Raw genomic sequence first — 13,775 nt, 5'->3', positions numbered from 1 at the left:
CGGATGAACCTGCTGCTCGCCGAGGTGGCCCAGGCCACCCAGCGGCTGGCCGCGGCCGGCGTGCCGTCGCCGCGCTTCGACGCGGAGGAGCTGGCGGCGTACATCCACGGCGTCAAGCGCAGCCAGCTGCACACCGTTCCCGACGGCGATTTCGACGCCCGCTACTGGGAGGCGGTGTCCCGGCGCGAGGCGCGTGAACCGCTGCAGCACATCACCGGGCGGGCGTTCTTCCGCTACCTGGAGCTGGAGGTCGGCCCCGGGGTGTTCGTGCCCCGGCCGGAGACCGAGACCGTGGTCGAGTGGGCGATAGACGCGGTGCGCGACATGGACGTCGCCGAGCCGCTGGTGGTCGACCTGTGCAGCGGCTCCGGCGCCATCGCGCTGGCGCTGGCCCAGGAGCTGCCGCGCTCCACCGTGCACGCCTTCGAGCTCGACGAGGGCGCCCTGCAGTACACCCGGCGCAACATCGCGGCCAGCCCGGACCGGGCCCGGATCACCCTGCACGCCGGTGACGCCACCCGCGCCTTCGAGTCGGAGCGCGCCTGGGACGGCCGCTTCGACCTGGTGATCAGCAACCCGCCGTACATCCCGCTCACCGAGTGGGAGTACGTGGCGCCCGAGGCGCGCGACCACGACCCGCAGATGTCGCTGTTCTCCGGCGAGGACGGCCTGGACACCATCCGCGGCATCGAACGCGTCGCGGCCCGGCTGCTGCGGCCGGGCGGCGCGGTGGTGATCGAGCACGCCGACACCCAGGGCGGGCAGGTGCCGTGGATCTTCAAGGAGGAGAGCGGCTGGACCGACGCCGCCGACCACCGCGACCTGAACCACCGGCCGCGCTTCACAACCGCCCGAAGGGCGTCGTTGTGAACAGTCCAGCGCCGTACAACCGCCCGAAGGGCGTCGTTGTGAAGAGTGCAGCGCGGTACAACCGCCCGAAGGGCGTCGTTGTGAACAGTCCGGCGCGTTCGGCCGTGTGCCGTGTGACCGTACGCAGTACCGCCGCCCGTGGGGCGTCGTCGTGAACGGGCCCGGCGCCGCCGCGGGGCCGCCCGCACAGCAGATCAGCTTGAGCCATCTCGGAAGGGGACCGTACCGATGAGCCGCCGTTACGACTGCGCCGATGCCGGGGACCGCGCCACCGGTCTGCGTGAGGCCGCCTCCGCGATCCGCCGCGGCGAGCTCGTGGTGCTGCCGACCGACACCCTCTACGGGGTCGGCGCGGACGCGTTCTCCCCGGAGGCCGTGGCGGCGCTGCTCGCCGCCAAGGGGCGCGGGCGGAACATGCCCTCGCCGGTGCTGGTCGGCTCGCCGACCACCCTGCACGGGCTGGTCACGGACTTCTCCGAGCAGGCCTGGGAGCTGGTCGACGCGTTCTGGCCGGGCGGGCTGACCCTGGTCGCCAAGCACCAGCCCTCGCTGCGCTGGGACCTCGGGGACACCCGTGGCACCGTCGCGGTCCGGATGCCGCTGCACCCGGTCGCGATCGAGCTGCTGAACGCCACCGGCCCGCTCGCGGTCTCCAGCGCCAACCGCACCGGCGGCCCGTCGCCGGCCACCTGCGACGAGGCCGAGGGCCAGCTGGGCGACGCGATCTCGGTCTACCTGGACGGCGGGCAGGCCGACCACGCGACGGCCTCCACCATCGTCGACGTCACCGGCAAGGTCCCGGTGGTGCTGCGGGCGGGCGCGATCAGCGTCGAGCAGCTGAGGGAGGTCGTTCCGGACCTGGAGGCCGGCAGTTGACGGCCGCCGCCTCGCTGCACGGCGCGGACCCCGGCATACCCTCCGCCCTGGCGGTGGTGCCCCGTCCGCTCGACTCCTTCCGGATCCTCTTCGTCTGCACCGGTAACGTCTGCCGCTCGCCGATCGCCGAGCGGCTGACCCGGCTTGAACTCGACACCAGGCTCGCCCCGGCCACCGCCGGGCGGATCGTGGTGGAGAGCGCCGGCACCTGGGGCCACGAGGGCGCGCCGATGGAGGCGCACGCCGCCACCGTGCTCGACGAGTACGGTGCCGACACGGCCGGCTTCGCCGGGCGCGAGCTGCTGGACGAACACGTCATCGAGGCCGATCTGGTGCTCACCGCGACGCTCGACCACCGGGCGCAGGTGATCTCGATGGGGCACTCGGCCGGGCTGCGGACGTTCACGCTCAAGGAGTTCACCCGGCTGGTCCGCCGGGTGGACCCGGGCACCCTGCCGTACGCCGACGACGGCTCCCGGCTCACCGACCGGGCCCGGGCGCTGGTCCGTTCGGCGGCTGCTCTGCGCGGCTGGCTGCTGGCGTCCTCGCCGGAGTTCGACGAGGTCGACGATCCGTACGGGGCGCCGATCGGCATGTTCCGCAACTGCGGCGAGGAGATATTCGACGCCCTCGACCCGGTGGTGACGGCGCTGACCGGGGTGCCGGCCGGCCACTGATCCGGCCCCCGGACCGCCCGCGGCGGTCCGACGCGCCCCGGATGGGGAGGACTCCGGGGGGTGCTGTGATCGAAGTGTGTCTGTCGGGTGCTCAGGAGGTGCCCCCGCCCTGACGGGTGTACCCCGGCGCGCGCGGGCGGGCCCGGACCGCGGTGCCGTCCTACGCTGGAAGCACCTCGCCCGCCGCTGCCCCGGAGCGCTGCCATGACCGTCACCGACACCGTGCACGGCTCCACCGAGACCCCCGCTCCCTGGACGGCCTCCGCCGCCCTGCGGCAGGCCGATCCGCTGGTCGCCGACCTGCTCGCGGCCGAGCGCGAACGGCGGGCCGACTCCCTCCAGCTACTGGCCGGCGAGAACCTCACCAGTCCCGCCGTGCTGGCCGCGCTCGGCGGCCCGCTGATCGACAAGTACGCCGAGGGCTACCCGGGCCATCGCCACCACACCGGCTGCGCGCCGGCCGACACGGTCGAGCTGCTGGCGGTCGACCGGGCCCGTGCCCTGTTCGGCGCCCCGCACGCCAACGTCCAGCCCAGGTCCGCCACTTCGGCGATGCTGGCGGCCTACGCGGCGCTGCTGCGGCCCGGTGACGCGGTGCTGTCGATGTCGCTGCAGCACGGCGGCCACCTGAGCTGCGGCTCGCGGGCCAACTTCTCCGGCCGCTGGTTCGACTTCGTCGGCTACGGCGTGCGCGCGGGCGACGAGCTGGTCGACCTCGACCAGGTGCGCGACCTGGCGCGGACCCACCGGCCGAAGGCGATCATCGCCGGCGGCATCTCGCACCCCCGGCACCTGGACTGGGCGGCCTTCCGGGAGATCGCCGACGAGGTGGGCGCCTACCTGATCGCCTCCGCCGCGCAGACCATCGGCCTGGTGGCGGCGGGCGCCGCGCCCTCCCCGGTGCCCTACGCGGACGTCACCGTCGCCGCCACCCACAAGCTGCTGCGCGGGCCGCGCGGCGGGCTGCTGCTGTGCACCGCGGAGCTCGCGGACCGGATCGACCGGGCGGTCTTCCCGTTCACCCAGGGCGGGGCGGCGATGAACGAGGTGGCCGGCAAGGCGGTGGCGCTGCTGGAGGCCGGCACCCCGCAGTACGCGTCGTACATCGGCCGGGCGGTGGCCGGCGCCCGCGCGCTGGCCGGTGCGCTCGCGGCCGGCGGCGCCCGGCCGCTGACCGGGGGGACCGACACCCACCTGGTGACCGTCGACATCAGCGGCTTCGGCCTGTCCGGCGCCGAGGCCGAGCGGCGCTGCGCGGGCGCCGGCCTGATGCTCGGAAAATGTGCTCTGCCGTTCGACCCCGCGCCCCCCTCCGAGGCCTCGGGCATCCGGCTGGGCACCGGGACGGTGGCGGCCCAGGGCATGGGGGAGACGGAACTGGCCGAGGTCGGCACCCTGATCGCCCAGGTGCTCGACTCCGGCGCGGACGCCCGGATCAGGGGCCGGGTGCAGGCGCTGGCGCGGGCCTTCGCGGGCCACCGGTAGCGTTGCGGGGGAGTCGGGTGGCCGCCAAGGCGAACCGCGATGCACGTCCGGAGCGTCCGACTCAATAAGGTGTGCACCGTGGCGACGCACCTCGAACCCCGAACCAGCCCGCCCCGGCCGCGCGGCGCAGTACGCTCCGTACTCGACCGTCGGATCGTGAACCAGGAGGCCAGTGGTGCGTGAGTATCTGCTGGTGCTGTTCGTCACGGCGGCCGTGACCTACCTGCTGACCAGCCCGGTGCGGAAGTTCGCCATCCTGGCGGGCGCCATGCCGCCGGTCCGGGCCAGGGACGTGCACCGGGAGCCGACCCCCCGCCTCGGCGGCATCGCGATGTTCGGCGGCCTGTGCGCGGGCCTGCTGGTCGCCTCCCAGCTGACCCACCTGGGCCGGCTGTTCATCCAGAGCGCCGACGTGAAGGCGCTGCTGTCCGGCGCCGGGATCATGTGGGTGCTGGGCGTGCTGGACGACAAGTGGGGCGTCGACGCGCTGGTGAAGCTGGGCGGTCAGATGATCGCCGCCGGTGTGATGGTCTGGCAGGGCATCACGGTGATCTCCATCCCGGTGCCCGGTGTCGGCCCGGTGGCCGTCACCCCCACCCAGGGCATGATCATCTCGGTCACGCTGGTGGTCGTCATGGTCAACGCGGTGAACTTCATCGACGGCCTGGACGGCCTGGCCGCCGGGATGGTCTGCATCGCCGCGGGCGCCTTCTTCCTGTACTCCTACCGGCTCTGGTACGGGTACGGGATCAACGACGCGGCCCCCGCGGTGCTGTTCAGCGCGGTGCTGATCGGGATGTGCCTGGGCTTCCTGCCGCACAACCTGCACCCGGCGCGGATCTTCATGGGCGACTCCGGCTCGATGATGCTGGGCCTGATGCTCGCGGTCGCGGCGATCTCCATCACCGGCCGGGTCGACCCGGACCTGGTCACCGACCAGACCGGTTCGCAGACCGCCACCGTGCACGCCCTGGTGCCGACCTACATCCCGCTGCTGCTGCCGCTGACCGTGATCGCGCTGCCGCTGGCCGACCTGCTGCTGGCCGTGGTGCGCCGCACCTGGGCCGGGAAGTCGCCGTTCGCGGCGGACAAGCAGCACCTGCACCACCGCCTGCTGGAGGTCGGCCACTCGCACAGCCGGGCCGTGCTGATCATGTACTTCTGGGCCGCGCTGATCGCCTTCGGCACGGTGGCCTTCTCGGTCACCAACACCGGCCGCACCGTGGTGCTGGCGCTGGCCGGGCTCTGCCTGGTCGGCCTGGTGGTGCTGCTGATGCCGCGCTTCCGCCCGCACGCGCCGCGCGCCGTCCAGGCCTTCGTCCCGCCGCGCTACCGCAAGGGCCCGCAGGAGGCGGCCGCAGCCGCCGCCCCGGCCGCTGCTGCGGCCTCCGCCCCGGCCCCCGCCCAGGCGGCCGCGGAACAGGCCGCGCCGGCCATGTCGGAGCTCTCCGCCGACGACAAGGCGCTGCTGGGCCGGCTCGGCACCGGAGCCACCGCGGTCGGCTCGCACGCCGAGCGCCGCGGCTGACCGGACGGGCCGGTCGGACGGGGGCCCGGACGGCGGTCCGACGGGGCTGATCATCCGTCAAGTCCCCTGGCCCGTATGGCCGCAGGATTGAGCCGTCAGTGTGACAGGTACCACACGTTCATGGTAAAGCTCTCATCAAATAGTTTGTGATACCGTTCACGAGTACCGAGAACACGCCGAAAGACCTGACAGGTGGAGGACTTCCGTCCCCGGTCGGTCTTCCTCGACGGGTCGACCGTCGAGCGGTTGCCCCGCGGTCGGGGTTCTCGGCGCGGCGCCATCGCCGCACCCCCGTGCCCGTCCCCGCCACACCGACATGCCGCCGGAGCTGCCGACATGCCGTCCCACGACGCCCGGATCATCCGTGGCGCCGCAATCCCCACTGCGGTCGCCGGATTGATCGCCGCCGCGATCTCCACCGCAGTTGTGGGGACCAAGGGTCTGCTCGGCGCGGTCTTCGCAACGCTGCTGGTGATGGCGTTCTTCAGCTTCGGCCAGGTCGCACTCGACCGGCTCACCAGGAACAACGCGCAGCTCCTCATGCCCGCCGCGCTGGCGGTGTACACCACGCAGATCCTGCTGGTGGGGATTGTTCTCGCAGTGTTCAAACACACCTCACTCTTCGACACCAAAGTCTTCGGTTTCACGCTGCTCGGCTGCGCTCTGATCTGGACGGGCTTCCAGGTGCGCGGTGCGATGAAGGCCAAGATCTTCTACGTCGACCCCGACGCTTCCGAGCGCAAGGACTCCTCGTCGGAGCGTCAACAGTGACGAGCGCCGGCTGTCTCCCGCGCGAGGGGGGCGGTGTTTATGCCCTGCTGACGGGCTGCTATCGTCCGTCGCAACAACGGAGTACGGGATGCGGCCTGGTCCCTCCAAGCGGTGAAGGCATACCGCTCGGACGCATCGCCCCCCGATTCCGACTGGTCTTCGAAGATTCCGCGGCTGTGAACGAGGCCGCCTGGGGTCAGCGAGATTTCCATCAAGTTCCAGTGCCGCTCCGTGGCCGCAGGCCACGCCGACACACCGAGGTTGCCGTAACCATGCGTCATGACGAAGGAGTCTGTGGTGGGTGCTGACGTAAGGCAGCTTGCCTCTGAGGCCGGGTGCCACCTGAACTCCGGCTGCGGCTTCCCCGCCCCCGGCCTGAACGAGTTCGACTTCAAGCCGATCTTCACCATCGGCGGTGTCGACTTCAACAAGCCGATGCTGCTGTCGATCATCTGCGCGCTGCTGGTCGTCGGTTTCTTCTGGGCCGCCTTCGCGAAGCCGAAGCTGCTCCCCGGCAAGCTGCAGCTGGTCGGCGAGATCGGCTACGACTTCGTCAAGCGCAGCATCGTGCTGGAGACCATCGGCAAAAAGGGCGAGAAGTACGTCCCGATGCTGGTCTCGATGTTCTTCTTCGTGTGGATCATGAACATCATGTCCATCATCCCGTTCGCCCAGTTCCCGGTGATGTCGAAGATCGCCTTCCCGGCCGGGCTCGCGGCGATCGTGTGGATCACCTACATGTCGCTGACCTTCAAGAAGCACGGCTTCGTCGGCGGAATGAAGAACCTCTGCTGGCCGTCCGGCATCCCCGGCTGGGTCATGTTCATCCTGGTGCCGATCGAGTTCTTCTCGAACATCTTCGTGCGTCCCTTCACCCTCGCGGTGCGAGCCTTCGCCAACATGTTCGCCGGCCACCTGCTGATCGTGGTGTTCTCGGTCGCCTCCTGGTACCTGCTCAGCCCGAGCATCGGTGCGCTGTACGGCTCGGTCTCCTTCGTGGTCGCCGTCGCCCTCACCGCCTTCGAGCTGCTGGTCCAGTTCCTGCAGGCCTACATCTTCGTGATGCTGGCCAGCAGCTACATCGCCGGTGCCCTCGAAGAGGCGCACTGAGCCCCGCAGCCCGACGGCTGCAACCCCCTGAACTCCCGGTGGCCAACCACCACCGGTTCTCCATCCCGCAAAGGATTAGCAGAGATGTCCGCTCTCGCTGAGGTTTCCGGTTCCGTCGCTTCCATCGGCTACGGCCTCGCCGCGATCGGCCCCGGCATCGGTGTCGGTCTGATCTTCGGCAACGGTGTGCAGGCCATGGCCCGCCAGCCCGAGGCTGCCGGCCTGATCCGCTCCAACATGTTCATCGGCTTCGCGCTGACCGAGGCGCTCGCGCTCATCGGTATCGTCATGCCGTTTGTCTACGGCCAGTAAGTCCGGCACACCGGTAGCCCTTTTCGACGAAAGGTTCTGATATGAACCCCGGTTTCGCCCTCGCGGCGGAGGAGAAGATGAACCCTCTCCTCCCCGCGTGGCCCGAGGTCATCATCGGCCTGCTCTGCTTCTTCATCGTCTTCGGTCTTCTCGGCAAGAAGCTCCTCCCCAGCATCGAGAAGGTGCTGTCGGAGCGCCGTGACGCCATCGAGGGCGGCATGGAGCGCGCAGAGGCCGCGCAGGCCGAGGCCCAGGCCCTGCTGGAGCAGTACCGCGCCGAGCTCGCCGAGGCGCGTCACGAGGCCGCTCGGATCACCGAGCACGCCCGCGAGCAGGGCGCTGCCCTGATCACCGAGATGCGCGCCGAGGGCCAGCGTCAGCGCGAGGCCATCGTCGCTGCCGGTCACGCCCAGATCGAGGCCGACAAGAAGCAGGCGACTGCCGCCCTGCGTCAGGACGTCGGTTCGCTCGCCTCCCAGCTGGCCTCCCGCATCGTCGGCGAGTCCCTGGAGGACAGCGCCCGCCAGAGCGGTGTCATCGACCGCTTCCTGGACGACCTGGAGAGCAAGGCCGCTTCCTCGGCGGGCGCCAAGTGATCGGCGCCAGCCGCGAGGCCCTGGCCGCCGGCCGGGAGAACCTGCAGAGCCTGACCGACAACACCTCGGTGGACTCGGCCAAGCTCGCCGAGGAGCTCACCGCCGTCACCGCCCTGCTGGACCGCGAGGTCTCGCTGCGCCGCGTCCTGACCGACCCCTCGCGGTCCGGCCAGGACAAGGCCCAGCTGGTCTCCTCGCTGCTGTCCGGGCAGGTCTCCGGCGAGACCGTCGACCTGGTCTCCGGCCTGGTCCGCTCCCGCTGGTCGGGCGCCCGTGACCTGGTCGACTCGGTGGAGGAGCTCTCGGCACTCGCCGAGATCACCGCCGCCGACAAGGCCGGTGCGCTGGACGACGTCGAGGACGAGCTGTTCCGGTTCGGCCGGGTGGTGAGCGGCTCGCACGAGCTGCGCTCCGCGCTGACCGAGCCGAAGGCCGGCACCGCCGCCAAGGCGGAGCTGATCAAGAAGCTGCTCGGCGGCAAGGCCAACGCGGGCACCGTCCGCCTGGTCACCGCCCTGGTCACCAACCCGCGTGGACGTAGCCTTGAGCAGGGCCTGGAGTCCTACTCCAAGCTCGCCGCGGCCCGTCGCGGACGCGTGGTGGCCCTGGTCACCGCCGCGGTTCCGCTGTCGGACGTCCAGAAGGAGCGGCTCGCCGCTGCCCTGGCCGGGCTGTACGGCCGCCAGGTGCACCTGAACATCGCCGTCGACCCCGAGGTCCGCGGCGGAGTCCGGGTGCAGATCGGTGACGAGATCATCGACGGCACCGTGTCGAGCCGCCTCGAAGGCGCTCGCCAGGTCCTCGAAGGCTGATCACACCAAGCATCATCCGACCCTCGGTCGGGCGTCGGTTCCACTCAGGGTGGGCCGGCAAAACGTACGGCCGGTTCACCTGACCCGGCCGAGAGTCGAGTACTTGCGGCCCTCAATGGCGGGCCGAGGATCGCAAACTAGGAGAGCAGGGAAGCCTGATGGCGGAGCTTACGATCCGTCCGGAGGAGATCCGGGACGCGCTGGCCGACTTTGTCCAGTCGTACCAGCCGGACGCGGCCTCGCGTGAAGAGGTCGGCACGGTCACCGAGGCCATGGACGGTATTGCCAAGGTCGAGGGTCTGCCCTCGGTCATGGCCAACGAGCTGCTGAAGTTCGAGGACGGCACCCTCGGCCTCGCGCTGAACCTCGACACCCGCGAGATCGGTGTCGTCGTCCTCGGTGAGTTCTCGGGCATCGAGGAGGGTCAGACGGTGCACCGCACCGGCGAGGTCCTCTCCGTGCCGGTCGGCGAGGGCTACCTCGGCCGCGTCGTGGACCCGCTGGGCAACCCGATCGACGGTCTGGGCGACATCGCCTCCAGCGGCCGCCGCGCCCTGGAGCTGCAGGCGCCGGGCGTCATGGTCCGCAAGTCGGTGCACGAGCCGATGCAGACCGGCATCAAGGCCATCGACGCGATGACCCCGATCGGCCGTGGCCAGCGTCAGCTGATCATCGGCGACCGCCAGACCGGCAAGACCGCGGTGGCGATCGACACGATCATCAACCAGCGCGACAACTGGCGCTCCGGCGACCCGAAGAAGCAGGTCCGCTGCATCTACGTCGCCGTCGGCCAGAAGGGCTCCACCATCGCGTCCGTGCGCGGCGCCCTGGAGGACGCCGGCGCGCTGGAGTACACCACCATCGTGGCTGCTCCCGCCTCCGACCCGGCCGGCTTCAAGTACCTCGCCCCGTACACCGGCTCGGCCATCGGCCAGGAGTGGATGTACGACGGCAAGCACGTCCTCATCATCTTCGACGACCTGTCGAAGCAGGCCGAGGCCTACCGCTCCGTCTCGCTGCTGCTGCGCCGTCCGCCGGGCCGCGAGGCCTACCCGGGTGACGTCTTCTACCTGCACTCCCGCCTGCTGGAGCGCTGCGCGAAGCTCTCCGACGAGCTGGGCGCGGGCTCGATGACCGGTCTGCCGATCATCGAGACCAAGGCCAACGACGTCTCGGCGTACATCCCGACCAACGTCATCTCCATCACCGACGGCCAGTGCTTCCTGGAGTCCGACCTGTTCAACGCCGGCATCCGCCCGGCCGTGAACGTCGGTATCTCGGTCTCCCGCGTCGGTGGCTCGGCCCAGATCAAGGCCATGAAGTCGGTCGCCGGCCGCCTGCGCCTGGACCTGGCCCAGTACCGCGAGCTGGAGGCGTTCGCCGCCTTCGGTTCCGACCTGGACCCGGCCTCCAAGGCCCAGCTGGAGCGCGGTGCGCGCATGGTCGAGCTGCTCAAGCAGGGCCAGTACCAGCCGTTCCCGGTCGAGGAGCAGGTCGTCTCCATCTGGGCCGGCACCACCGGCAAGCTGGACGACGTCCCGGTCGCGGACATCCGCCGCTTCGAGCGCGAGTTCCTGGACCACCTGCGGATCGAGAAGAAGGACCTGCTGGCGGGCATCGTCGAGACCTCGAAGCTCGAGGACGGCACGATCGACGCGCTGACCGAGGCGATCAACGCCTTCAAGCAGGGCTTCACCACGGCCGACGGCAAGCTCCTGTCCGAGCAGGCCTGAGTCCGGTAACGAGGGAAAGGACGTAACGACCCATGGGAGCACAGCTTCGGGTCTACAAGCGCCGGATCCGCTCTGTCACCGCGACGAAGAAGATCACCAAGGCGATGGAGATGATCTCCGCGTCGCGCATCGTCAAGGCGCAGCGCGCGGTGGCCGCCTCCACTCCGTACGCCGATGAGCTCACCCGGGCGGTGACGGCGGTGGCCACCCGGTCCAACGCCAAGCACCCGCTCACCACCGAGAACCCCCAGGCCAAGACGGCCGCTGTCCTGCTGATCACGGCGGACCGCGGCCTGGCCGGCGGCTACTCGACCAACGCCATCAAGCAGGCGATCGCGCTCTCCGCGCGGCTGCGTGCCGAGGGCAAGGACGTGGTGACCTACATCGTCGGCCGCAAGGGCGTCTCGTACTACAACTTCCGTAACCTTGAGGTCGGCGGTTCGTGGACGGGATTCTCCGACAAGCCGACCTACGGTGACGCGAAGGCCGTGGCGGTCGACCTGATCGAGGCCTTCACGGCCGAGACGGGCGGCGTGGACGAGCTTCACCTGGTCTCCACCAAGTTCGAGTCGATGCTGACCCAGACCCCGGTGGACGCCCGGCTGCTGCCGCTGAAGCTGGACGAGGTCACGCTCAGCGACGACAAGCCGGCCAAGGCGGAGATCTTCCCGCTGTACGACTTCGAGCCGTCGGCGGAGGGCGTCCTGGACGCACTGCTGCCGCGGTACGTCGAGAGCCGGATCTACAACGCGCTGCTGCAGTCGGCCGCCTCGGAGCACGCCGCCCGTCGGCGCGCGATGAAGAGCGCGACCGACAATGCGGGAGAGCTCATCAAGTCGCTGACGCGGCTTGCCAACTCGGCCCGTCAGGCCGAGATCACCCAGGAAATCAGCGAGATCGTCGGCGGTGCCAACGCGCTCGCCGACGCTAGCCGCGGGAGCGAATGAGAATGACCACCACAGTTGAGCCGACCACGGCGACGGGCCGCGTCGCGCGGGTCATCGGCCCGGTCGTCGACGTGGAGTTCCCCGTCGACGCGATTCCGGACATGTTCAACGCCCTGCACGTCGAGGTGGACAACCCCGACGGCTCGGGCAAGAAGATCCTCACCCTCGAGGTCGCCCAGCACCTCGGCGACGGCCTGGTCCGCGGCATCTCGATGCAGCCGACCGACGGCCTGGTCCGTGGCGCGCAGGTCTCCGACACCGGTTCGGCGATCTCCGTCCCGGTCGGCCAGATCACCAAGGGCAAGGTCTTCAACGCCCTCGGTGAGGTGCTGAACGTCGACAAGGACGAGTTCGAGTCCCAGGTCGAGGTCCGCTGGCCGATCCACCGCAAGGCTCCCGAGTTCAAGGACCTCGAGTCCAAGACCGAGATGTTCGAGACCGGTATCAAGGTCATCGACCTGCTCACCCCGTACGTCACGGGTGGCAAGATCGGTCTGTTCGGTGGTGCCGGTGTCGGCAAGACCGTTCTGATCCAGGAGATGATCTACCGCGTCGCCGAGAACTTCGGTGGTGTGTCGGTGTTCGCCGGTGTCGGCGAGCGCACCCGTGAGGGCAACGACCTCATCCACGAGATGGTCGACTCGGGCGTTCTGGACAAGACCGCGCTGGTCTTCGGCCAGATGGACGAGCCGCCGGGCACCCGTCTGCGGGTCGCGCTCTCCGCGCTGACCATGGCGGAGTACTTCCGTGACGTGGAGCAGCAGGACGTTCTGCTCTTCATCGACAACATCTTCCGGTTCACCCAGGCCGGTTCCGAGGTGTCGACCCTGCTCGGCCGGATGCCCTCCGCGGTGGGTTACCAGCCGAACCTGGCCGACGAGATGGGCCTCCTCCAGGAGCGCATCACCTCGACCCGCGGTCACTCGATCACCTCGATGCAGGCGATCTACGTCCCCGCGGACGACCTGACCGACCCGGCGCCGGCCACCACCTTCGCCCACCTCGACGCGACGACGGTGCTCTCCCGTCCGATCTCCGAGAAGGGCATCTACCCGGCCGTCGACCCGCTGGACTCCACGTCCCGCATCCTGGACCCGCGCTACATCGCGCAGGACCACTACGACACGGCCATCCGCGTCAAGGGCATCCTGCAGAAGTACAAGGACCTCCAGGACATCATCGCGATCCTCGGTATCGACGAGCTGTCCGAGGACGACAAGATCACGGTTCACCGTGCCCGTCGTATCGAGCGCTTCCTGTCGCAGAACACCTACGTCGCGAAGCAGTTCACCGGCGTGGACGGCTCGACCGTGCCGCTGTCGGAGACCATCGAGGCCTTCAACGCGATCGCGGACGGCAAGTACGACTCCGTCCCGGAGCAGGCCTTCTTCATGTGCGGTGGCATCGAGGACCTCGAGAAGAACGCCGCCGACCTGGCGAAGAAGTAACCAGCTGTAACCGGCCGGCGTGATGGCCGACCGTACGTGAGGGGTGGTCCCCGGGCTCCCGGGGGCCACCCCTCACGGCACACGGCGGCTGTGATCCCGGTCATCTCCGGGCCCTTGGTTTCATGCCGGGGGCGCGGGCCCGTTATTCTTACCGAAACTGCCGAGTAATCGGGCTGTTCCGATTCCCCGGCAAGAGCCTAGGAGCCCACGTTGGCTGAGCTGCACGTCGAGCTGGTCGCAGCCGACCGCAAGGTGTGGTCCGGTGCGGCCACCATCGTTGTCGCCCGTACGGCCTCCGGTGACACCGGCATCATGCCCGGTCACACTCCGGTGCTGAGCGTGCTGGAGACCGGTCCGGTCACCATCCGCACGGTGAACGACGGCACCGTCGTCGCCGCCGTCCACGGTGGCTTCATCTCCTTCGCCGACAACAAGCTCTCCATCCTCGCCGAGGTGGCCGAGCTGGCGGACGAGATCGACGTCGCCCGTGCCCAGCGCGCGCTGGACAACGCCCAGAGCGAGCTCGACGCGCACGCCGAGCGCCGGGCCGAGGTCCGCCTGGTGGCGGCCCGCGGTCTCAAGGCCGCCTGAGCGGAAGTCGAACCGACGG

At 69.9% G+C, this 13,775-nt stretch carries 14 protein-coding genes; all 14 read left to right on the top strand.

Annotated features, from left to right (window positions below):
- Nucleotides 1-3: 3 nt before the first annotated feature.
- The 14 genes from prmC to AB0D08_RS03045 all read left to right on the top strand — a co-directional run bounded on the left by prmC (nucleotide 4) and on the right by AB0D08_RS03045 (nucleotide 13,756).
- Entirely contained in the window at nucleotides 4-870 is an 867-nt protein-coding gene (gene prmC / locus AB0D08_RS03110) for a peptide chain release factor N(5)-glutamine methyltransferase (protein ID WP_033824067.1), read from the top strand.
- 228 nt (nucleotides 871-1,098) lie between these two features.
- The gene (locus AB0D08_RS03105) at nucleotides 1,099-1,746 is read left to right on the top strand and encodes an L-threonylcarbamoyladenylate synthase (RefSeq protein ID WP_033824068.1); all 648 of its coding nucleotides are present in this window, start codon (nucleotides 1,099-1,101) and stop codon (nucleotides 1,744-1,746) included.
- A gap of 35 nt (nucleotides 1,747-1,781) precedes the next feature.
- The gene (locus AB0D08_RS03100; RefSeq protein WP_359886088.1) at nucleotides 1,782-2,423 is read left to right on the top strand and encodes a protein-tyrosine-phosphatase; all 642 of its coding nucleotides are present in this window, start codon (nucleotides 1,782-1,784) and stop codon (nucleotides 2,421-2,423) included.
- Nucleotides 2,424-2,627: 204 nt separating this feature from the next.
- Nucleotides 2,628-3,908: a serine hydroxymethyltransferase gene (locus AB0D08_RS03095; protein ID WP_359886064.1), complete on the top strand. Its 1,281-nt coding sequence runs from the start codon at nucleotides 2,628-2,630 to the stop codon at nucleotides 3,906-3,908.
- Nucleotides 3,909-4,083: 175 nt separating this feature from the next.
- Complete coding sequence (locus tag AB0D08_RS03090) at nucleotides 4,084-5,436, top strand: MraY family glycosyltransferase (RefSeq protein WP_359886063.1); 1,353 nt, start codon at nucleotides 4,084-4,086, stop codon at nucleotides 5,434-5,436.
- Nucleotides 5,437-5,772: 336 nt separating this feature from the next.
- Nucleotides 5,773-6,207 carry a hypothetical protein gene (locus tag AB0D08_RS03085; protein ID WP_033824071.1) on the top strand — a complete coding sequence of 145 codons (435 nt, stop codon included), beginning with the start codon at nucleotides 5,773-5,775 and terminating at the stop codon, nucleotides 6,205-6,207.
- Between the two features lie 279 nt (nucleotides 6,208-6,486).
- On the top strand, nucleotides 6,487-7,317 hold the full coding sequence (gene atpB, locus AB0D08_RS03080; RefSeq protein WP_051813927.1) for a F0F1 ATP synthase subunit A: 831 nt from the start codon (nucleotides 6,487-6,489) through the stop codon (nucleotides 7,315-7,317).
- Nucleotides 7,318-7,401: 84 nt separating this feature from the next.
- Complete coding sequence (gene atpE / locus AB0D08_RS03075; protein ID WP_014138091.1) at nucleotides 7,402-7,629, top strand: ATP synthase F0 subunit C; 228 nt, start codon at nucleotides 7,402-7,404, stop codon at nucleotides 7,627-7,629.
- Between the two features lie 41 nt (nucleotides 7,630-7,670).
- Complete coding sequence (locus AB0D08_RS03070) at nucleotides 7,671-8,225, top strand: F0F1 ATP synthase subunit B (protein ID WP_033824073.1); 555 nt, start codon at nucleotides 7,671-7,673, stop codon at nucleotides 8,223-8,225.
- Nucleotides 8,222-9,037 carry a F0F1 ATP synthase subunit delta gene (locus AB0D08_RS03065; protein WP_033824074.1) on the top strand — a complete coding sequence of 272 codons (816 nt, stop codon included), beginning with the start codon at nucleotides 8,222-8,224 and terminating at the stop codon, nucleotides 9,035-9,037. The genes AB0D08_RS03070 and AB0D08_RS03065 overlap by 4 nt, the downstream gene beginning before the upstream one ends.
- 158 nt (nucleotides 9,038-9,195) lie before the next feature.
- Complete coding sequence (gene atpA / locus AB0D08_RS03060; RefSeq protein WP_033824075.1) at nucleotides 9,196-10,770, top strand: F0F1 ATP synthase subunit alpha; 1,575 nt, start codon at nucleotides 9,196-9,198, stop codon at nucleotides 10,768-10,770.
- A 32-nt stretch (nucleotides 10,771-10,802) separates the two neighbouring features.
- On the top strand, nucleotides 10,803-11,717 hold the full coding sequence (locus AB0D08_RS03055) for a F0F1 ATP synthase subunit gamma (protein WP_033824076.1): 915 nt from the start codon (nucleotides 10,803-10,805) through the stop codon (nucleotides 11,715-11,717).
- A 2-nt stretch (nucleotides 11,718-11,719) separates the two neighbouring features.
- The gene (gene atpD / locus AB0D08_RS03050) at nucleotides 11,720-13,165 is read left to right on the top strand and encodes a F0F1 ATP synthase subunit beta (protein ID WP_033824077.1); all 1,446 of its coding nucleotides are present in this window, start codon (nucleotides 11,720-11,722) and stop codon (nucleotides 13,163-13,165) included.
- A 210-nt stretch (nucleotides 13,166-13,375) separates the two neighbouring features.
- Complete coding sequence (locus tag AB0D08_RS03045; protein WP_033824078.1) at nucleotides 13,376-13,756, top strand: F0F1 ATP synthase subunit epsilon; 381 nt, start codon at nucleotides 13,376-13,378, stop codon at nucleotides 13,754-13,756.
- Nucleotides 13,757-13,775: the final 19 nt, after the last annotated feature.

The organism is Kitasatospora sp. NPDC048540, assembly GCF_040651175.1.
In the GTDB taxonomy this organism is placed as follows: domain Bacteria; phylum Actinomycetota; class Actinomycetes; order Streptomycetales; family Streptomycetaceae; genus Kitasatospora.
Note: the sequence above shows the minus strand (reverse complement) of the source record. Positions and strands in the feature narration are given on the sequence as shown.

Excerpts from the sequence above, each read along its gene's own strand:
- AB0D08_RS03070 (WP_033824073.1), top strand. The coding sequence starts at position 7,671 with ATGAACCCCGGTTTCGCCCTCGCGGCGGAGGAGAAGATGAACCCTCTC.
- AB0D08_RS03085 (WP_033824071.1), top strand. The coding sequence starts at position 5,773 with ATGCCGTCCCACGACGCCCGGATCATCCGTGGCGCCGCAATCCCCACT.
- atpA (WP_033824075.1), top strand. The coding sequence starts at position 9,196 with ATGGCGGAGCTTACGATCCGTCCGGAGGAGATCCGGGACGCGCTGGCC.
- AB0D08_RS03105 (WP_033824068.1), top strand. The coding sequence starts at position 1,099 with ATGAGCCGCCGTTACGACTGCGCCGATGCCGGGGACCGCGCCACCGGT.
- prmC (WP_033824067.1), top strand. The coding sequence starts at position 4 with ATGAACCTGCTGCTCGCCGAGGTGGCCCAGGCCACCCAGCGGCTGGCC.
- atpD (WP_033824077.1), top strand. The coding sequence starts at position 11,720 with ATGACCACCACAGTTGAGCCGACCACGGCGACGGGCCGCGTCGCGCGG.
- atpE (WP_014138091.1), top strand. The coding sequence starts at position 7,402 with ATGTCCGCTCTCGCTGAGGTTTCCGGTTCCGTCGCTTCCATCGGCTAC.
- AB0D08_RS03055 (WP_033824076.1), top strand. The coding sequence starts at position 10,803 with ATGGGAGCACAGCTTCGGGTCTACAAGCGCCGGATCCGCTCTGTCACC.
- atpB (WP_051813927.1), top strand. The coding sequence starts at position 6,487 with ATGACGAAGGAGTCTGTGGTGGGTGCTGACGTAAGGCAGCTTGCCTCT.
- AB0D08_RS03095 (WP_359886064.1), top strand. The coding sequence starts at position 2,628 with ATGACCGTCACCGACACCGTGCACGGCTCCACCGAGACCCCCGCTCCC.